Annotated in this window: 14 protein-coding genes; 6 read left to right on the forward strand and 8 right to left on the reverse strand. The window is 71.8% G+C overall.

Features of this window, described 5'->3' with window-relative positions; all coding sequences use genetic code 11:
- Nucleotides 1–311: 311 nt before the first annotated feature.
- The 3 genes from IG08_RS0138455 to IG08_RS0138465 are packed head-to-tail and all read right to left on the reverse strand — an operon-like array spanning nt 312 to nt 3090.
- Complete coding sequence (locus IG08_RS0138455; RefSeq protein ID WP_030614060.1) at nt 312–1064, reverse strand: cupin domain-containing protein; 753 nt, start codon at nt 1062–1064, stop codon at nt 312–314.
- Nucleotides 1058–1984 carry a DUF6807 domain-containing protein gene (locus tag IG08_RS0138460; protein WP_030614064.1) on the reverse strand — a complete coding sequence of 309 codons (927 nt, stop codon included), beginning with the start codon at nt 1982–1984 and terminating at the stop codon, nt 1058–1060. Before IG08_RS0138460 ends, IG08_RS0138455 begins: the two co-directional genes overlap by 7 nt.
- Nucleotides 1981–3090, reverse strand: coding sequence for a Gfo/Idh/MocA family protein (locus tag IG08_RS0138465; protein WP_030614067.1), 1110 nt, complete (start codon nt 3088–3090; stop codon nt 1981–1983). The genes IG08_RS0138460 and IG08_RS0138465 overlap by 4 nt, the downstream gene beginning before the upstream one ends.
- 374 nt (nt 3091–3464) lie before the next feature.
- Between IG08_RS0138465 and IG08_RS0138475 the strand changes: the two genes are divergently transcribed.
- Together IG08_RS0138475 and IG08_RS0138480 are read left to right on the forward strand one after the other, a co-directional pair.
- On the forward strand, nt 3465–5552 hold the full coding sequence (locus IG08_RS0138475) for a PEP/pyruvate-binding domain-containing protein (RefSeq protein WP_052425026.1): 2088 nt from the start codon (nt 3465–3467) through the stop codon (nt 5550–5552).
- A complete protein-coding gene (locus IG08_RS0138480; protein WP_234343058.1) occupies nt 5549–6475 on the forward strand; it encodes a hypothetical protein in 927 nt (308 codons plus the stop codon). The genes IG08_RS0138475 and IG08_RS0138480 overlap by 4 nt, the downstream gene beginning before the upstream one ends.
- A gap of 231 nt (nt 6476–6706) precedes the next feature.
- Here the strand turns inward: IG08_RS0138480 and IG08_RS0138485 are convergent, their stop codons facing one another.
- Both IG08_RS0138485 and IG08_RS0138490 read right to left on the reverse strand, forming a co-directional pair.
- A complete protein-coding gene (locus IG08_RS0138485; RefSeq protein WP_030614080.1) occupies nt 6707–7363 on the reverse strand; it encodes a response regulator in 657 nt (218 codons plus the stop codon).
- 1 nt (nt 7364) lies between these two features.
- Complete coding sequence (locus IG08_RS0138490; protein ID WP_030614083.1) at nt 7365–8507, reverse strand: sensor histidine kinase; 1143 nt, start codon at nt 8505–8507, stop codon at nt 7365–7367.
- A gap of 200 nt (nt 8508–8707) precedes the next feature.
- On the opposite strand from IG08_RS0138490, the gene IG08_RS0138495 reads away from it, so the two are divergent.
- Together IG08_RS0138495 and IG08_RS0138500 are read left to right on the forward strand one after the other, a co-directional pair.
- Nucleotides 8708–9298 (forward strand): hypothetical protein, encoded by a 591-nt coding sequence (locus tag IG08_RS0138495; protein WP_052425027.1) that lies wholly within the window; start codon nt 8708–8710, stop codon nt 9296–9298.
- Between the two features lie 297 nt (nt 9299–9595).
- Nucleotides 9596–10657 carry a glycerophosphodiester phosphodiesterase family protein gene (locus tag IG08_RS0138500; protein WP_030614092.1) on the forward strand — a complete coding sequence of 354 codons (1062 nt, stop codon included), beginning with the start codon at nt 9596–9598 and terminating at the stop codon, nt 10655–10657.
- 21 nt (nt 10658–10678) lie between these two features.
- On the opposite strand, the gene IG08_RS0138505 is transcribed toward IG08_RS0138500, so the two are convergent.
- The 3 genes from IG08_RS0138505 to IG08_RS0138515 form a co-directional block, all read right to left on the reverse strand.
- The gene (locus IG08_RS0138505; RefSeq protein WP_315903989.1) at nt 10679–11770 is read right to left on the reverse strand and encodes an LCP family protein; all 1092 of its coding nucleotides are present in this window, start codon (nt 11768–11770) and stop codon (nt 10679–10681) included.
- Between the two features lie 165 nt (nt 11771–11935).
- Nucleotides 11936–14017: a bifunctional polysaccharide deacetylase/glycosyltransferase family 2 protein gene (locus IG08_RS0138510; RefSeq protein WP_030614097.1), complete on the reverse strand. Its 2082-nt coding sequence runs from the start codon at nt 14015–14017 to the stop codon at nt 11936–11938.
- 235 nt (nt 14018–14252) lie between these two features.
- Nucleotides 14253–15035 (reverse strand): class I SAM-dependent methyltransferase, encoded by a 783-nt coding sequence (locus IG08_RS0138515; protein WP_030614100.1) that lies wholly within the window; start codon nt 15033–15035, stop codon nt 14253–14255.
- 169 nt (nt 15036–15204) lie between these two features.
- Between IG08_RS0138515 and IG08_RS0138520 the strand changes: the two genes are divergently transcribed.
- Together IG08_RS0138520 and IG08_RS0138525 are read left to right on the forward strand one after the other, a co-directional pair.
- Nucleotides 15205–16407 carry a sensor histidine kinase gene (locus tag IG08_RS0138520; RefSeq protein WP_030614104.1) on the forward strand — a complete coding sequence of 401 codons (1203 nt, stop codon included), beginning with the start codon at nt 15205–15207 and terminating at the stop codon, nt 16405–16407.
- Nucleotides 16404–17036, forward strand: a complete 633-nt coding sequence (locus IG08_RS0138525; protein WP_030614107.1) for a response regulator — start codon at nt 16404–16406, stop codon at nt 17034–17036. Before IG08_RS0138520 ends, IG08_RS0138525 begins: the two co-directional genes overlap by 4 nt.
- Nucleotides 17037–17125 lie beyond the last annotated feature (89 nt).

Raw genomic sequence — 17125 nt, forward strand, 5'->3', positions numbered from 1 at the left:
ACCCCCATCACCCCACCCAACGACCATCACGCTCAACAGTCACGCATTCGACTAAGGAACTTCCGTTCCCTACCGCACCAAGCCCGGGGCCCGCACTATTGTCTGGCGGCCAGCCCGCCGACCGGGCCGCACCCATACCGGCTCGGACACTCCACGCTCGCCCCTGCGCGCTCAAACCCGTCACAACTCAGTGCTTGGCCAGCTGCCCTAACCCCTTTGTCCTGTGTCCGGGCATGCCGAGGTCACCTCATCCCTTCCTCGGACTTCCTGTTGGCCCCCCTCAGCCCCCCCGTCCCCTCCTGCCCGTCCCGCTACTCGCCGCCGTACGGCAGCGTCGTCCCCGGCAGGTTGTACTCGTCCCGTCTGCCGCACATCCCGAAGCCCCCCAGCCGGGTCGGCGCGGCCTCGTACGCGGTCGCCTCGCCGAGGTGGACCGGCTCGCCGTGCTCCAGCGCGTCCAACTGGGCGCCGGTGCGCTCGGCGGTGGCCAGCGCGCCGGCCCGCCACAGTTCGCGCCAGGCCGGCACCTTGGCGCGCACCAGCCGGGCGGCGGCGCGCTGGAACTCCAGATACGGGCCGTTGTCGCCGGCGACGAGGGCCTCGCGCAGGGCGAGGTAGCCCTCGACGGCGAGGTCCCTGCGGCGTTGCGCGGCCGTCGCCGTCTCCGGTCCGGTGCCGGGCGGGAGTGCCGCCGCGGCCGCGTACCTGTCGGGGTCGGCGAGCACCTCGGGCGGGAAGGTGAAGACGGCGTCCCCGGCCTCCGGCAGCCCGCTGTTCTGCATCAGCACGGTGATGCGCAGGTCGCCGCCCTGCACCATGCGGTGCACGGTGCCCGGCGTGAACCAGGCGACCGAGCCCGCCTCCAGGGGGATGTCCCGGTAGCCGTCGGGGCTCAGTGTCTGCACCGCGCCCCGGCCGCCGGTCACGACGTACGCCTCCGTGCACACCAGGTGCAGATGCGGGCTGCCGCCGCACACGCCGTCGGCGGCCTCCCAGTCGTACGCGCTCAGATGGGACAGGCCGACCGCACCGGGCAACGGATGCGGAAGGCTCGGCTTCACCACTGCAGGCCCTTCAGGTACGAGCCGACACGCTCCCGGTCCCAGACGCCGTCAGCGACGACCAGTCGGTAGCGGTAGGCGAAGGACTCTCCCGGCGGCAGCTCGAACTCCTCGAAGAACGCCCAGGAGAACGCGACGGTCGGGAACGGTTCGGAGCGCACGAACCAGTGCGACTCGTGGATCGCGCTCTGCCCGTCGAGGTTCTCGGGCGCGTGGGCGAAGACGAGCGTGGAGTGGCCGTCGACGTCGTCGTGCTCGGTGGTGAAGGCGAGCCACGGGCTCTGGCTGCCCATCAGCTTGTCGGCGTCCGCGTCGGCGTCCGGGGCGAAGACGGCGCCGCCGGTGAAGTCGCGCGGGCCGCGCCACTGCAGGCCGGTGTACCCGGCCATCTCACGGCCCGCGGTGGTCGGCGAGCCGAAGGCCAGGGGCTCGTCGCGGAGGTTGGTGAGACTGATCGACCAGTCGAGCGCCCAGGCGCCGGCCTCCTCGTCGACCGAGTGCACGGCCAGCCCGCGCACCTCGCGCGCCCACTCCGCGCCGCCGTTCTCCACCCAGGTGAGCTCCTCGGTCAGGGCCACCCGGTCGTCCTCGACCGTCAGCTCGGGGAAGCCGTCGTGCCGCATCGAGCCGACGCGCTCCGGGATCGACAGGTAACCCTGGCCGTGCACATAGCAGTTGCCGCCCCAGAAGTTCTGCCCGGACAGATGACTCGCCGTCATCTGCAGACCCTTGTGCCAGCGGTGGTCATTGGGCCGGTAGCCGGTGACCGTGCGTCCGGCGAGCGTGCGCACCGGGTGCGCGTACGGCTTACGGGACTCGAAGGCCTCGGGGTCGGGGCGGTAGACGTAGCGGAGGATCTCCGTGCCGTTCGCCGCCGCGACCGCGATGTGCTCGCCGTGGACGTGACTGACTCGGATGCTCATGCGCGCTCCTTGGGGGCCCAGTGGGGGTGGTCTCCGTGCATGGCCGGGTAGAAGGGGTCGCCGGGGGCGATCTCGCCCGCGTGCACCGGGTGACCGGTGAACGCCGCCTTGTAGAGGGCGGCGGCGAACTCGAGGGTGGCGCGGGCCTCGGAACCGCTGTTCGGCGGCCTGACACCGTTGTCGTACGCATCGAGCAGAGCACCGAGCTGCGCCGTGTGCGAGCTGGGCACGTCCGCCGCGGGGGTGCGCCAGGCGGCGGCACGTTCGGAGTCGACGTGCGGGGCGGGGGTGTAGACCCAGTCCTCGTTACGGTGCCCGTACAGGTGGGTGAGTTCGACCGTCGCGTCGGCGCAGTCGATGCGGATGCGGCTCACCTCGTCCGGGGACAGCACGCTGTTGACGACGGTGGCGAGGGCGCCGTTCTCGAACCGTACGAGGGCCGTGGAGACGTCCTCGCTCTCGGTGTCGTGCACGAGCCGCGCGGCCATGGCCCTGATCTCCGTCCAGGGGCCGAGCAGGTCCAGCAGCAGGTCGTACTGGTGGATCCCGTGCCCCATCGTCGGCCCGCCGCCCTCGGTGGACCACTTCCCACGCCACGGTACGGCGTAGTAGGCGGCGTCGCGGTGCCAGGTGGTCTGGCAGTGCGCGACCCGGGGGGCGCCCAGCTCGCCGCTCGCGATCAGCTCGCGGGCGTGCACCGCGCCGGAGCCGTAGCGGTGCTGGAAGACCACGGAGGCGTACGCCCCGGACGCCTCCTCCGCCGCCGCGATCTCGTCGTACTCGGCGAGCGACAGGGTCAGCGGCTTCTCGCACAGCACCCAGGCACCGGCCTTCAGCGCGGCGACCGTCTGCCCCCGGTGCAGGGACGGCGGCGTGCCGATGAGGACGAGGTCGGGCCGTACGGCGTCCAGCATCTCGTCCATCGACGTGAACCCGGCAACCCCATCGCCCGCGAGCTCCCGGAACGCGTCGAGCCGGCCCTCGTCCACATCGACGGCGGCGACCAGTTCCACCCGCTCCGAGTGGGCTCTGAGCGCGGGCAGGTGGCTGCCGCTGACGATGGCACCGGTGCCGACGACGGCGACGCGGCGGCGGGCTGGGGACATGCGGTCCTCCTCGGGCGTCCGACGAGGGACGCCGACGTGCAGAAAGCGCTTGCTTCTCACGGTCGACCCTAGATCCCCGTCGATCGCCCGAACAAGACCCCGCGCGGTGTTATTGACGAATACACGCAACTTGATTGCTTGACTCAAGTAACTCAAACATGATTGCCTAACTCAAGCAAAGGAACCTGTCGGGCGGCCTGGACCGCCCGCAACCGGACGCAGAGCGGAGTACGGCTGTGAGCGCCCTTGCGACCTGCTGCTTCATCGCCGCCGCCGCGGCCGGCCCCGCCGCCTTCACCGCCGCGTGGCGCGGATGGGGCCACCACCCGTCCTCGTCCGCATCGAGGCCGACGTCAGAGAAAGAGGAGTAGATCATGGGATTTCCGGTGGCGAACCTCGCCGTGGTGCCGCTCGACACCGAGCGCGCGAAGGACCCCGCCGTCACGGGTGCGAAGGCCGCCAATCTGGCCCGCTCGGCCGTGGCGGCCCTGCCGGTGCTGCCGGGGTTCGTGCTGGTGCCCGCCGACCGGGCGCCCGGCGCGCCCGTCGGGGAGGAGGCGGTGCGCACCGCCTGGCAGGCACTCGACGGTGCCGGGCAGGCGCTCGTCGTACGGTCCTCCTCCGCCCATGAGGACACCGAGGACTCCTCCATGGCGGGGCGGTTCGACTCGGTGCTGGACGTGCGCGGGTGGGAGGGGTTCACCACGGCCGTGCAGACCGTGCTGGACTCCGCCCGGCGCGTGCAGCCCCTGCGGCCGCCCGCGGACGCGCCGCCGGACGACGGGATGGCGGTGCTGGTGCAGCCGATGATGCGCGCGGCCGTCGGGGGTGTGATGTTCACCGCGGACCCGGTGGCGGGGCGTACCGACCGGCTCCTGGTCAGCGTGGTGGGCGGCGGCCCGGACCAGCTGGTAGACGGCAGCACGCAGGGGGTGCGCTACCAACTGACCCGGTTCGCCCGGCTGGTGCGGACCGAGCCCGCCGAGCCTCCGGGGCAGCGGCTGCTCACGCACCGGCGGATCACCCGGCTGGTGGCGCTGGCCAAGAAGACCGAGCGGGTGTTCGGCGGGCCGCAGGACATGGAGTTCGGGTTCGACGCCGCCGGGAAGCTGTGGCTGTTCCAGGCGCGGCCCATCACCGCGATGGCAGCCCGCCCCGCGCCCGGGGCCCGTCTGCTCGGGCCCGGCCCGGTCGCCGAGACCCTGCCCGGGGTGCTCCAGCCCCTGGAGGAGGATCTGTGGGTGACGCCCATGTCCCACGGGCTCACGCTCGCCCTGGACATCGCCGGGGCGGCTCCGCGCCGCACCCTGCGCAAGCGGCCGCTGGTCACCACCGTGGACGGACGGGTCGCCGCGGATCTGCGGCTGCTGGGCGCCGTACCGTCCGCGCATCCGGTCCTGGACTTCATCAACCCGGCGCCGAGCGCACGGCGTGCGGGGGCTGCCTGGCGGGTCGGCAGGCTGCGGTCCGCGCTGCCGCTCCTCGCGGCCGACCTGATGGCGGACGTCGACCGCGCCCTCGCCGACATCCCCGAGCCCGGGCAGTTGCTCGGCGGTCAGTTGCTGGACGCCGTCTCGTGGGGCCGGGAGGTGCTGTCCTCCCTGCATGCCCAGGAGTCCCTGGCCGGTGCGCTGCTCGGCCCCGGGTCCGGGGCCACGGGTGCCGGCGAGGCGCTGGCCGCGCTGGCCGAGGGCCGCTCGCGGGGCATGAGCGAGGAGGCGCTGCTCGCCCGTCACCCGGTTCTCATGGCCCTGTTGCCGCCCACCCTGGGCGACCTCGCTCCGCTGCCGGGGCACACGGGCTGGACCGCACTGCCACGTGGCGTCGGTGCTCTTCCCGTGCGCGAGGGGCTGCGGCTGCGGATCCGCTGGGTGCACGAGATGCAGGCGCGGATGGTGCGTGAACTGGCCGGGCGGCTCGGTGCCGGCGAGTGCGCCCCGGGGCTGACCCGGCTGGCGCTGCTGCGCTGGGAGGAGCTGGTGACGGCGTCGGAGGACGGGGGTCTGCCGGCCGATCTGACCGAGCGGGAGCCCCGGTCCCTGGACGTCGGTCCGCTGCCCGCCGCCTTCCGGCTGGCCGACGGTCTGCCGGTGGCCGAACTCCCGCCGGGCGCACGGCACTCGGGCGACGGCCAGGGCGCGGGCGGCGGCTTCGGCACCGGGACTGCCTGGGACGGGCGCGGCGAACGTCCCGAGCACGCGGTCCTGGTGGTCCGCTCCCTCGACCCGGCCCTGGCCCCGGTCCTGCCGGGCCTTGCCGGACTGGTCGCCGAGACGGGCAGTGCGCTGTCCCATCTGGCGGTGCTGGCCCGCGAGTTCCGCGTGCCGACCGCGGTGGGCGTCCCCGGCGCGGTGGACCGCTTCCCCGACGGGACGCTCCTCACCGTGGACGGCGGCAGCGGCGCCGTGACCGTGCAGGACGCAGACGAAACCATCACTCACGCAGAGGAGCCGGCGGCATGAAGAGTCTGAGGATCGTCGGTTACGCCTTCGGCGGGCTGTCCGCCGTCTACGCCGGCTACTACATGGTGCTCTATCTGACGCGCTGGGAGTGGCAGCGGGCCATGATGTCCGGGGTCCTGCTGCTGGTGGTCGAGATCTTCCTCGCCACCGTCGTGCTGCTGACCCGTTTCGCCCGCATCGAGGAACGGCTGGAGCAGTCCGACGCCCGGGTGGAGGAGGTGCGGCAACGGCTGCAGCAGACCCGCGCGCCCCATCCGAACCGGTTCCGCTGGATGGACTCGGCTCAGATGCAGGAACTGGACGGCACCCAGCACACGTTCGTGTTCGTGCCCGTCCTGATGGCGGCCGGGGCGGCCCTGTCCGGCATCGCGATGGTCATCCAGAAGCTGGCCGGCGCCACCGCCCGCCCGGGCGCGGAACGCCGGCTGGCCGGACGCCTGGCGGCCCTCACCGCCCCGCCGCTCGGCCCGCGGGTCGGCAGAACGCTGTTGGAGAGCCGCCCGGCCGTACCGCCCACCCGCGCCCGGCGCAAGCTGCTCGGCGTGGCCGCGGCGGCCGGTGGTCTGCTCCTGGTGCCGGTGCTGTGGACGGCGCTGGCCGACGCGACCCAGACCCGGGCCCAGGAGACGCCGGACGCGGCGAGCACGACCATGGTCTTCCGGGTCGAGACCAAGGGCGACGGCGGCGACACGGCCGTACAACTCGCCGCGCAGAACCTCTGGGAGACCTGCCGCCGCTCCACCGCCGCGCAGAACGACAACGCCTCGCTGAGCCGCCTGAACGACGGCGTCTACACCGGTGTGGTCCGGCCGGCCCTGCCCGAGCACGACGTGATGCGGCTGCGGGGCTGCATCGAGGACGCGAGCACCAATCGCACCAGCGCGATCGTACTGGGCGAGGGGCAGGCGGGTTCCGTGCACTGAGTCCTGGGGCCTGACCGGCGGATCAGGCCCCAGGCACAGAGCGCGGCACGCACTCCCCCACTGCCTCAAGGGCGTGGGGGAGACTCCATTGTGCCGCCGCCCTCCTCCGCCTTGCAGCCGCACGCACCACGCCCCGCTCACCGGCGATGACGGGGCGCCCTTGATTCCCCGCGGCCTGATCCGCCGGACAGGACCTGGGCGACGGCGCTTCGGTGCTCGCGGGCCCCCGCCTCACAGGAGGCCGAGGTCCCGGGCCCGGAGCGCCGCCTGGGTGCGGTCGCGCAGGGCGAGGCGTTGCAGGATGCGGGAGACGTGGTTCTTGACCGTGCCCTCGCTGAGATACAGCCGCGCGGCGATCTCCCGGTTGGTGTGCCCGCGTGCCACGAGGCGCAGGATGTCCGTCTCACGCGGGCTCAGGGCAGGAGCTTCCACGGCGGGGCGGGCAGGCCGCAGGGAAGCTGTGAGGTGCCGGGCCACGGACGAGTCGAGCTGGGTGACGCCCGCATGCGCCAGGCGGACCGCGTGCGCCAACTCCTCGGCAGGCAGGTCCTTCAGCAGGTAACCGTGCGCACCTGCCCTCAGCGCCTGGACGACGTACTCCTCGTCGTCGAAGGTCGTCAGCATCACCACCCGGCACTCCGGCGCCCGCTCGCGCAGGACGGCGACCGCCTCGACCCCGTCCGCCTGCGGCATCCGTACGTCCATGAGAACGACGTCCGGGCCCAGTTCCAGCGTCTTCGCCACGGCGTCCCGGCCGTCCACGGCCGTCCCCACGACCGTGATGCCCGGCCGGATCGAGAGCAGGGAGGCGATGCCGTCCCGGATGAGCCGCTGGTCGTCCACGACCAACACCCGTACGGCCGACGCTGGTTGGGAATCGTGGTCCATGTCAGGTCTCCCCCGTCTTCCCGCGCGGGACGGTCACCGTCAGTCGGGTGCCGGCGCCGGGGCTGCTGTCGATGTCCACGCTCCCCGCCACGAGTTGCACCCGCTCCCGCATCCCGAGCAGCCCGAAACCGGCGGTGGACACGTCGGGTGTGAAACCCCGTCCGTCGTCGGCCACCTCCAACCACGCGGCCTCGTCGGAGAGTTGGACCGTCACCTTCACCCACGACGCCTCCGCATGGCGGCGTGCGTTGGTCACCCCCTCCTGTGCGGCCCGGTACAGGGCGGTCAGTTCGGCCGTTCCGTAGCCGCTCCCGTCGCCGCTGACCTCGACGACGACCTGCGGCCGTGTGCCATCGGCCTGTGCCAGCGAGGCCAGCGACTCCGCCAGCGTGGGTCGCGCCGCCTCGTCCCGCAGCGTGCGGACCGACTGTCGTACGTCGCCCAGCGCGAGCCGCACCGACTGCCTCGCCTCGGCCAGGGCCCGCCGGGACGCGTCGGGGTCCAGGGTCCGGAAGTCCGAGGCCATCTCCAACTGCACGGACATCGCGGTGAGATGGTGCCCGAGGCTGTCGTGGATGTCCCGGGCCAGCCGGTTGCGCTCGGTGGCGGCGGACAGCTCGGCGACCCGCGCGGCGTACGCCTCCAGTTCGCGCCGGGCGCGCTGTTCGCCGACGGCCACCGCGGCCATGGAGACGGCCAGCACCAGGCCGACGCAGAGCATCAGGAGGTCGGACACGCGCTCCGGGTCGCGGTACCAACCGGGGGCGGTCAGCAGGTAGGCGGTCAGCAGCCCGGCCAGGCAGAGCCCGCCCATCATCAGTGCGGCCGTGCGCCCGAAGGCGAAGTAGGCGGTGAACGGCAGCAGTACGAACAGCACTTGGGACAGCCCGGAGGTGTCGAGGACCACCACGACGCCGATCAGTCCGCACCGCGCGAGCAACAGCGTCGTCCGGGGTTCGGGCCGACGGTGGGCGACCGCTTCCAGGGCGAAGAGCGCTCCGATCGCGGCGACGAAGCCCGAGGTCCGCCAGACCGTGGGCCCGGGACCGTCGCCCAGACCCGCCACCGCGTAGTACAGGCTGCCGGCGAGTACCGCGCCGTACAGCAGCGGTGCCACCCACCGGACGGGCCCATACGCCGCCATGCGCACCCCCTCACCCGCTGTCGTCAGCGTAGGCCGAACCTGCCGGGAGGGGAGCGGGCTCGGCCGGTTCAGGACGAACGGCACCTGCCGAACGGCCCGCAGGACGATGACTTACGGCTGCTGCCGCCGACGTGTTGCATCTGCCCCCGCCCCCGCACGGCTCCCTACGGTGACGGCCCCGACCCACATCTGGAGGAGCCATGACCACACTTCGTACCGGAGCCCTGTGCGGGCTGCTGGCCGGCCTCATGATCGCCCTGCCCGCGCTGGTCGAGGCGTTCACCGGGGAGACGTCCGCGACCGGCGTGCCGCTGGCCCTCTCCCCCGCGTTCGCCCTGCCGCTGCTCACCACCCTGCATCTACGGCAGGGGGCGGCCGGCGGGCGCCTCGGGGAGATCGGCCACACCGTGAACCTCATCGGGCTCGGGCTGTTCGGTGGTGCCGCGTTCGCCTCGAACCTGGTGCTCTTCTACTTCGACGACGATGTCATCGACGAGACCCTGACCGGCCCCACGATCCCCGCACTCCTCGGCTCCGCGGCCGTCTTCGCCGTGGGCTGTGCCCTGTTCGGGGCGGCGATGGTCCGCGCCCGGGTCCTGCCGAGGGTTCCGTCGTGGGGATACGCCACCGTCCTGCCGGTGTTCGCGTTCCTGACCGCGCTGCCCGAGTCCCTGCTGACCAGTGCGCTGCACGTCTTGGTCGGCGCCATCCTGATGTGGCTCTCGGCCGCGCTGTGGCGCACGCCCGGAGGTGTCGAGCACGCCTCGGTCTCCCACCAGGTCTCTGTCTGAGACACCGACCCGCGCATTCCGCACGGCCGTACTGGCGACGGCCCCAGCGACCGTGATCACCACCCAGGCCGTCGGCGGTGTCGTGCCGGATCCCACGACGGGGCGCGTGCGCCCGGCAGGAGGCACCGGTCCAGCAGTGGTCGGCCGCCGGCCATGTCGCGACGAAGGCCGCCCGCGTCGGCGCGAAAGCGACGGCGTTCGTCCAGCATTCACGACACCATCACGTTCAGGCCGTTGCGCACGCCCGGGCCCGAACTAGCGTCTCTGGTCGCCCGAACCAACACGAGTGAGGTTTCGATGTCCGCAAGACATGTCCTCGTCGGCCTGGCGCTGGTGCCGGTGCTCGCCTTCTCGACGACCGCCCCTGCGACCGCCCACGACGGCGTGCCGCCTCAGAAGACCCGCTTCGATCTGCAGGCCCACCGCGGCGGCATCGGCATGACCACCGAGGAGTCCCTCGAGGGATTCGGCAAGGCGATGCGGCTCGGGGTGTCCACCCTGGAGCTGGACACCCAGATCACCAAGGACGAGAAGGTCGTCGTCACCCACGACCGGCAGGTCAGCGCCCAGAAGTGCCGTGACACGGCGCCGGTCACGCCGGGCGACCCGATGTTCCCGTACGTCGGGAAGTACATCAAGGACCTGACGCTGGCTCAGGTCAAGACCATGGACTGCGGTTACCAACAGCTGCCCGGTTTCCCCGAGCAGGAGGTGGTCAAGGGTTTCCGGATGGCCGAGCTCAAGGACGTCCTGAACCTGGTCAAGAGCTACCGTGCCAAGCAGGTCACCCTCAACGTCGAGACGAAGGTCGAGGCGGGGGCGCCCGAACAGACCGCGCCGCGTGAACTGTTCGTGCGCCGCGTCTACGAGGAGATCCATGCCTCGGGCATCGAGCGCCAGGTCACCATCCAGTCCTTCGACTGGGGCGCGCTGCAGGCGATGCACAAGCTGGCCCCGAAGTGGCCGCTGGTCGCGCTCACCAACTACGACTTCCTCCAGGTCGGCCAGTCGGGCGCCTCCCCGTGGCTCGGCGGGATCGACGCCGACGACTACGGCGGCGACTTCGTCAAGGCGGCCGCCACGATCCCCGGGGTGAAGGCCCTTTCCCCCAACTACGGCTTCCCGCAGAGCGGCAAGGTCGGCGATCCGGGCTTCCGCTTCTACCCCGACCGGACGATGATCTCCGAGGCACACGCCAGGGGCCTGAAGGTCATCCCGTGGACCTGCGACGATCCGGCCACCGTCGAGGCGCTCATGGACCTGGGCGTGGACGGCATCATCACCAACTACCCCAACCGGGTAAGGCAGATCATGGCCGACCGCGGCATGCGCCTCCCCAAGGCGTACCAGCCTCGCTGAAAGCCTGAACCCGGGCAGTGGTCAGTTCTGCTGACGTACGGTCACGGGCCGGTCCTCCTTCAACTCGCTGAAGAGTTGCCGGGCCCGGCCCGCGTCCCATTTCACGGCGCTGCCCTTGGATGTGGCGAAACTCGGGTCGGAGACAGGCACGTTGAGCCGTCGGCCACCGCCGGCGGTGACACTGCGCATCGTCTGCATCAGTGACATGAGCTGCGGCAGATCCGTGTCCTTGTCCACGACGAGCGTGTCGAGTCCCGCGGTGAGGGACGGGAAGGACTTGGTCGGATCGAGGAGCGTGCCCGGGGTGGCCGCCTTCTTGGCGAGTGCGGCGAGGAACTTCTGCTGGTTCCGGGTACGGCCCAGGTCGCCCTGCGCCTCCTGGTGGCGCTGCCGTACGAACGCCAGGGCCTCGGTGCCGTCCAGGGTCTGGCAGCCCTTGCTCAGATTCGCGCCCGAATCCTCGTCCTTGACGGCCCGGTCGAGGCACATGTCCACGCCGCCGATCGCGTTCACCACCCCGACGAAGCCCGCGAAGCCGATCTCGGCGTAGTGGTCGACGTGCAGCCCGGTGTTGCGCTCCACGGTCCGTACCAGCAGGTCGGGTCCGCCCAGCGAGAACGCTGCGTTCAGCTTGTTCGGCGTGGCGCGGTAGTGCCTGCCGGTGCCGGGATCGACGTAGGACGGGATGGTCACCCACGAGTCGCGTGGCAGGCTCATCATCGTGGTGCCGCTCGCACCGGTGTGCAGCAGGATCATCGAGTCCGTGCGGCGGCCCGCTGCCGAACCGGTGCGCAGATCCTTCCTGTCCTGCTCGGACAGGCCCTCGCGGCTGTCCGAGCCCACGACGAGGTAGTTGGTCCCCTTGCCCTGCGGCGCCCGGCCTGTGATCGCGGCCAGGTCCACCTCCTGGTCGAGCCTGGTGTCGGCCCACACGTAGGTACCGGCGCAGGAGACGACCAGGGCGGAGAGCAGGAGGATCACCAGCCGTACGATCCGGCGGCGCCGGGAGGCGCGGGGCTTGCGAGATCTGCTGCCGGGGGCGGGAGCGCCTGCCGCGCCCGCGCGGGGCGGGCGCCCTTCACCCATACGGCCGGGAGGGGCGGAAGAAGCCATGCCGGGCAGCGGTGCCGTGCGCATCAGGGCCGGGGGCGCACTCCCGGGCATCCCCGGCCCTGATAAGCCAAGCGTCGGCTCTGCTCTGCCATCACGCCGGTCGTCGCCCGCCGGCCGGTCCGTCCAGTCGTCCATCGGTCTGCACAGTCCCTCAACGCATCGGGATCACCTCGTCGGCAGGCTCTTATACGGGTCCGGGCCGCCGATCTGTTCAGCGGCCGTACCGGAACGCCTCATGCGCTGCCACTTCAGCCGGGTGCCGAGCAGCAGAGCCACCACGGACTGGATGACGACCAGATACATCAGCTGCCGGTAGACGAAGATCTGGAGCGGCATCGACCACAGGGTCCGTCTCCGCTCACCGTCGAGCCTCAACGCGTAACCAGCACAGACCAGTTGGGTGCCGAGGAAGGCGAACCACACCGCGGCCGACTGCAGCGGATCGAGGAACAGCACGCCGTACAGGGCGTAGACGTCGATGACCGGCGCGAGCAGTGGAAGGACCACCTGGAAGAGCGCGAGGTAGGTCAGTCCGCGCCGGCCGAAGCGACCGGCCGTGCCCACGCCGAACACGGCGCCGCGGTGTTTCCACATGGCCTGGAGGGTTCCGTAGCACCAGCGGTAGCGCTGTCGCCACAACTGGCGCAGGGAGGTGGGTACTTCGGTCCACGCGACGGCGGACTCCTCGTAGAGCACCCGCCAGCCCGCCCGCCACAGGGCCATCGTGAGGTCGGTGTCCTCGGCGAGGGTGTCGTCGCTGATCCCGCCGAGGCCCAGCAGCGCGTCCCGGCGGAAGGCCCCGATGGCACCGGGGACGGTCGTCATGCACTCCAGGACCTCGAACATCCTGCGGTCGAGGTTGAATCCGAAGCAGTACTCCAGGTGCTGCCACTTGGCGAGCAGGCCGCGCCGGTTGCCGACCTTGGTGTTGCCGCTGACCGCGCCGACCGCCGGGTGCGCCAGCGGCTGGACGAGCCGGTGTACGGCGTCCGGTTCGAAGACGGTGTCGGCGTCGACCATGACCACGATGCCGTGCCGCGTGCGGGCCAGACCGGTGTTGAGGGCCGCGGCCTTGCCGGCGTTGGGCGTGCGGATCACCTCCACCCGCGGATCACCGATCCCCGCGGCGATCTCCGCCGTACGGTCCGTCGACCCGTCGTCGATCACGATGATCTGCAGCTCCGGGTGGGTGGAGTCGAGCAGCGAACGGAGGGTGGACTCGATGCCGGCCTCTTCGTTGTACGCCGGGACGAGCACCGTCACCGGTTCCGTGACCTCCCGCAGCCAGGGCGCGCCCGGGCGGAAGCGCTCCAGCCGGCGGACATGGGCGCGGGCGAACAGGACGAGCAGCGCCAGGCGCAGCACGCCGAGGCCGCCCGCGATCCCGAGCACCCACGTCATGGCGGTCGAGAAGCCTCGCCCGAGGACGCTGCCCCAGACCAGAGCGGTGCCCTCCCATCGCGCGACGGTCGACACCGGCGTGTACGGCGTGAGGTCGAGTCCGTCCGACACGGTGGTGAAGCGGTCGACGCCGGGGTTCCGGAGAAGCTTCTGCGTAGCCCGGTACGCGGTCGCCGTCTGGCTGAACTGGCGGATCAGCCCCTGCGCCGGTTTGCGGGAGGCCTTGTCGGCGGTGACCAGCACATAGCCGCGGGCGGTGGCCTGCTGCGCCGCCTGCCACTCCCGGCCGCACAGGGTGTCGGCGGAGGTCGTTCTCGGCATCCGCAGCAACGTGGTGTGCACGTCCGCGGCGCCCGCCAACGCGGTTTGCGTCAGGTCGAGTTCGGTCGAGAAGCGCAGCGACGAGGCTTCGCCGAGGACGGCGCCGGTGTAGGTGTTGGAGCCGATCTCGTGGCCCTCGGCGCGGATCCGCCGTACCAGCTCCGGGTAGCGGGCGGCCTGGGAGCCGATGAGGAAGAAGGTGGCGTGCGCCCGGTTGCGGCGCAGCAGGTCGAGCAGGCGGGGTGTCCACACCGGGTCGGGACCGCCGTCGAAGGTGAGCGCGACGGTGCGGGCGGGCATGGAGCCGGTCTGTATTCCGTTGCGGTTGATCCCGATCACGGGGCCGTTTCCGTCGGCCACCGCGTCCGGTGCGGGTGAGGTGCAGGGGGACCGCGTCTTCGCCTCGTCGACCTCGTGGTTGGTCCAGCCCTCGAAGAGCAGGGCTGCGAACATCGCGGGGAGGACGAGTATCAGTAACAGCCAGTGCCCCCGCGGGTCGCGGGACTGCTTGTGCCGGCCCTTCACGGATCTTCGGCCCTCCTCCCGGGGGAGGCACCGGGAAGGGCGCGAGTGACGTACGGGGTGTCTCTTCTCCCGTCGTGGACGACGGAACGCGGTGGGCGGTGAGACGGCGTCTGCCACTGCTTGACGGGGCTCGAGTTGCGCATGGGGCGCGAGTCTAGCCACGGCATCTGCCCTGCGTGGCGCCAACAGGGAACCCTCACAGGCTGCGACGGCGCCGCGGTTCCGAACGGGGAGTTCAGTCCCGATCGGGCCGGGTGACGCGGATCTTGGACTGGCCGTGCGGGAGTTCCTCCCAGTCGTCCATGAAGCGAGCCCGCAGGCCGTGCTTCTCTGCCAGGGCCACGAGGGTGTCGGTGCGGTAGTAGAAGTCCTCCCGCAGGACGTGGTGTTCCTCGCCCTCGGTGCGGTCGAAGGTGAAGTCGAACCAGCCGCCGGGGGCGAGCACCCGGCCGACGTTCGCCAGGCACTCCTCGATGACCGGGAGCGGCGAGTGCGAGAAGACGCTGTGCGCGTGGACGACGTCGAAGTGGGCGTCGGGGAGGAACCGCAGCGTGAGGTCGCGTACCGGGGTGAGGGTCGGGAGCCGGTTCTGCAGGCCCATGTCGACGATGGTGTCCTGCGCGGCGACGAGGATGTCGGGCGAGATGTCGATGCCGTAGTAGTGCCCGGGCTCCAGGTGCCGGATGAAGCGCCAGCCGCCTCGCAGGTTGCCGCAGCCGATCTCCAGCATGCGGTGCTCGGGGCGCAGACCGTGGCCGAGCAGGTAGTCGAACTGCATCGCCCCGAGCGCCAGCCAGCGCTCCCGGTTGCGGCTGCCGACGGCCGCGTCGGGGTCGGTCCGGGTGTCCGAGCGCATCACGGCGCGGTAGTAGGCGATGTGGTCCGGGTGGCGGTGGCTCAGCCACATGTCCCGGGCGGCGCGGGCCACATGGCGGGGTACCCGCTCGGGGTGGCGCAGGGCGTAGCCGATGCGGTGGCCGAGGGCGGCACGGTTGGCGGTGAGGTTCTTGGCGGGCACGGGGTCCTTGCCTTTCCGAGGTGGTGGCGCTGGGTGCTGATGCCAGCCTCGGTGCGCCGGCGGGGTGTTCGGCTCGGTCGACAGGCTCGGGTCCCAGGGTGGTTCAGGTGATGCCGATGTCAACCGATCGGTTGATGCGGTTCGATGTACGACGCGTTAGACACGGAGGATGAGACACACCGATCCGGACGGGCGCCGGCTGGCCGCGGTCGTGCACACCACGTTCTTCCTGCTGCTGTGCTCGTCGTTCGCGCGCTTCCTGACCCGCGACCAGGACGGGGCGCGCGCCGGATGGGTGGTGACGCTGTTCGCGGTCTTCGCGCTGCTCTACGTCCTCGGATACGTCCTGGCCCCCGCACCGACCCCCGGTACCGCGCCCACCACCCGGCACCTGGTCTGGCTGGGCGCCGTCTCGACGGTCTGGGCCGTCCTGCTCGCCCTCGCGCCGAGCGCCACGTGGTGCGCGATGCCGCTGCTGTTCGCCGGCCTGTACGCCCTGCCGCCCCGCATCGCGGTGCCGCTGGCCGCCGTGCTCACGGCGCTGGTCGTGATCTCCGAAGTGCGGGTGTCGGACGGCGCGTTGAACCCCAACATGGTGGTCGCCCCACCGGCCATCGCCGCGGTCGCCACCGCCGTCTTCGTCCAGCTGCAACGCCAGGCGGCCCGGCAGCGCGTACTGATCGACGACCTGGTCCGTACCCGGCGCGATCTCGCGGCCACCGAACGGCGGGCCGGCGTCCTGGCGGAACGGCAGCGGCTGTCGACGGAGATCCACGACACGCTCGCGCAGGGCCTGTCCAGCCAGCAGATGCTGCTCCAGGCCGCCGAGCGCGTGTGGGAGACGGACCCGGAAGCGGCCCGCGCGCACATCGGGAAGGCGGTCGGGATCACCTCCCGCGGCCTCGCCGAGGCCCGCCGCTTCGTGCACGACCTGGCACCGGCCGACCTGACCGGGCAGTCCCTCCCGGCAGCGCTCGGGGCACTCGCCGAGCGGGAGAGCGGCCCCGGCCTGACGATCGACTTCCGGCTCGACGGCGACCCCGGCCCGCTGCCGGAACGTATCGAGGCGGCCCTCCTGCGCATCGCCCAGGGCGCGCTGGCCAACGTACGCGAACACGCCGCCGCGACCCGGGCCGCGCTGACCCTGACCTGTCTGGACGACCAGGTCTCGCTGGACGTCGCCGACAACGGGCGGGGGTTCGACGCTGCCGCGCTCCCGTCGGAACCGGACCGGACGCGGGGCCACGGGCTGCCTGCCATGCGGATCCGGGCGCGGCAGTCGGGCGGCGCGCTCACCGTGGAATCGATGCCGGGCGAGGGCACGGTCGTATCGGTCGCAATCCCGTTCTCTCTGAAGGAGTCCGTCTCGTGAGTACCGCCGTCCGCCTGCTGCTGTGCGACGACCACGCCGTCGTCCGCGCCGGGCTGCGTGCCCTGCTGTCCAGCGCCGACGGCATCGAGGTGGTCGGTGAGGCGGGCAGCGGCGAGGAGGCGCTCGCCATGGCCGCGCATCTGCACCCCGACGTCGTACTGATGGACCTTCAGCTGGACGACGGCATGGACGGTGTGACGGCCACCCGGCTCCTGACCTCCGGGGCGGACGCGGGTCCCCGGGTCCTGGTGCTCACCATGTTCGACACCGACGCCGACATCACCCGTGCCATCGAGGCGGGCGCCACGGGCTACCTCCTCAAGGCCGAGCAGCCCGACGAGTTGTTCGCGGCGATCCACAACGCGGCAGCCGGCCGCACCGCGCTCTCGGCCCCCGTCGCCGACCGCCTCATGACCCGGCTGCGCAGCCCGCGCCCCACCCTGTCCGCGCGCGAGCACGAGATCCTCGGGCAACTCGCCCGTGGCCTGGGCAACCGGGAGATCGCCCGCGCCCTGTTCATCAGCGAGGCGACCGTCAAGACCCATCTCGGGCGGATCTACGGCAAGTTGGGCGTGGAGACGCGCGCCGGCGCGGTGGCGGTCGCGAAGGAGCGCCGGCTGCTGCCGTGAGCTCCCGTGGGAACCGGGGACGTCCGATCCGCACTCTTCCGTTACTGCAGGCACCCTTGACAGGGTGCGTACTGTTTCGCGACGTTTGA

Origin of the sequence: Streptomyces fulvoviolaceus, assembly GCF_000718165.1 — a bacterium.
GTDB classification, from domain to species: domain Bacteria; phylum Actinomycetota; class Actinomycetes; order Streptomycetales; family Streptomycetaceae; genus Streptomyces; species Streptomyces fulvoviolaceus.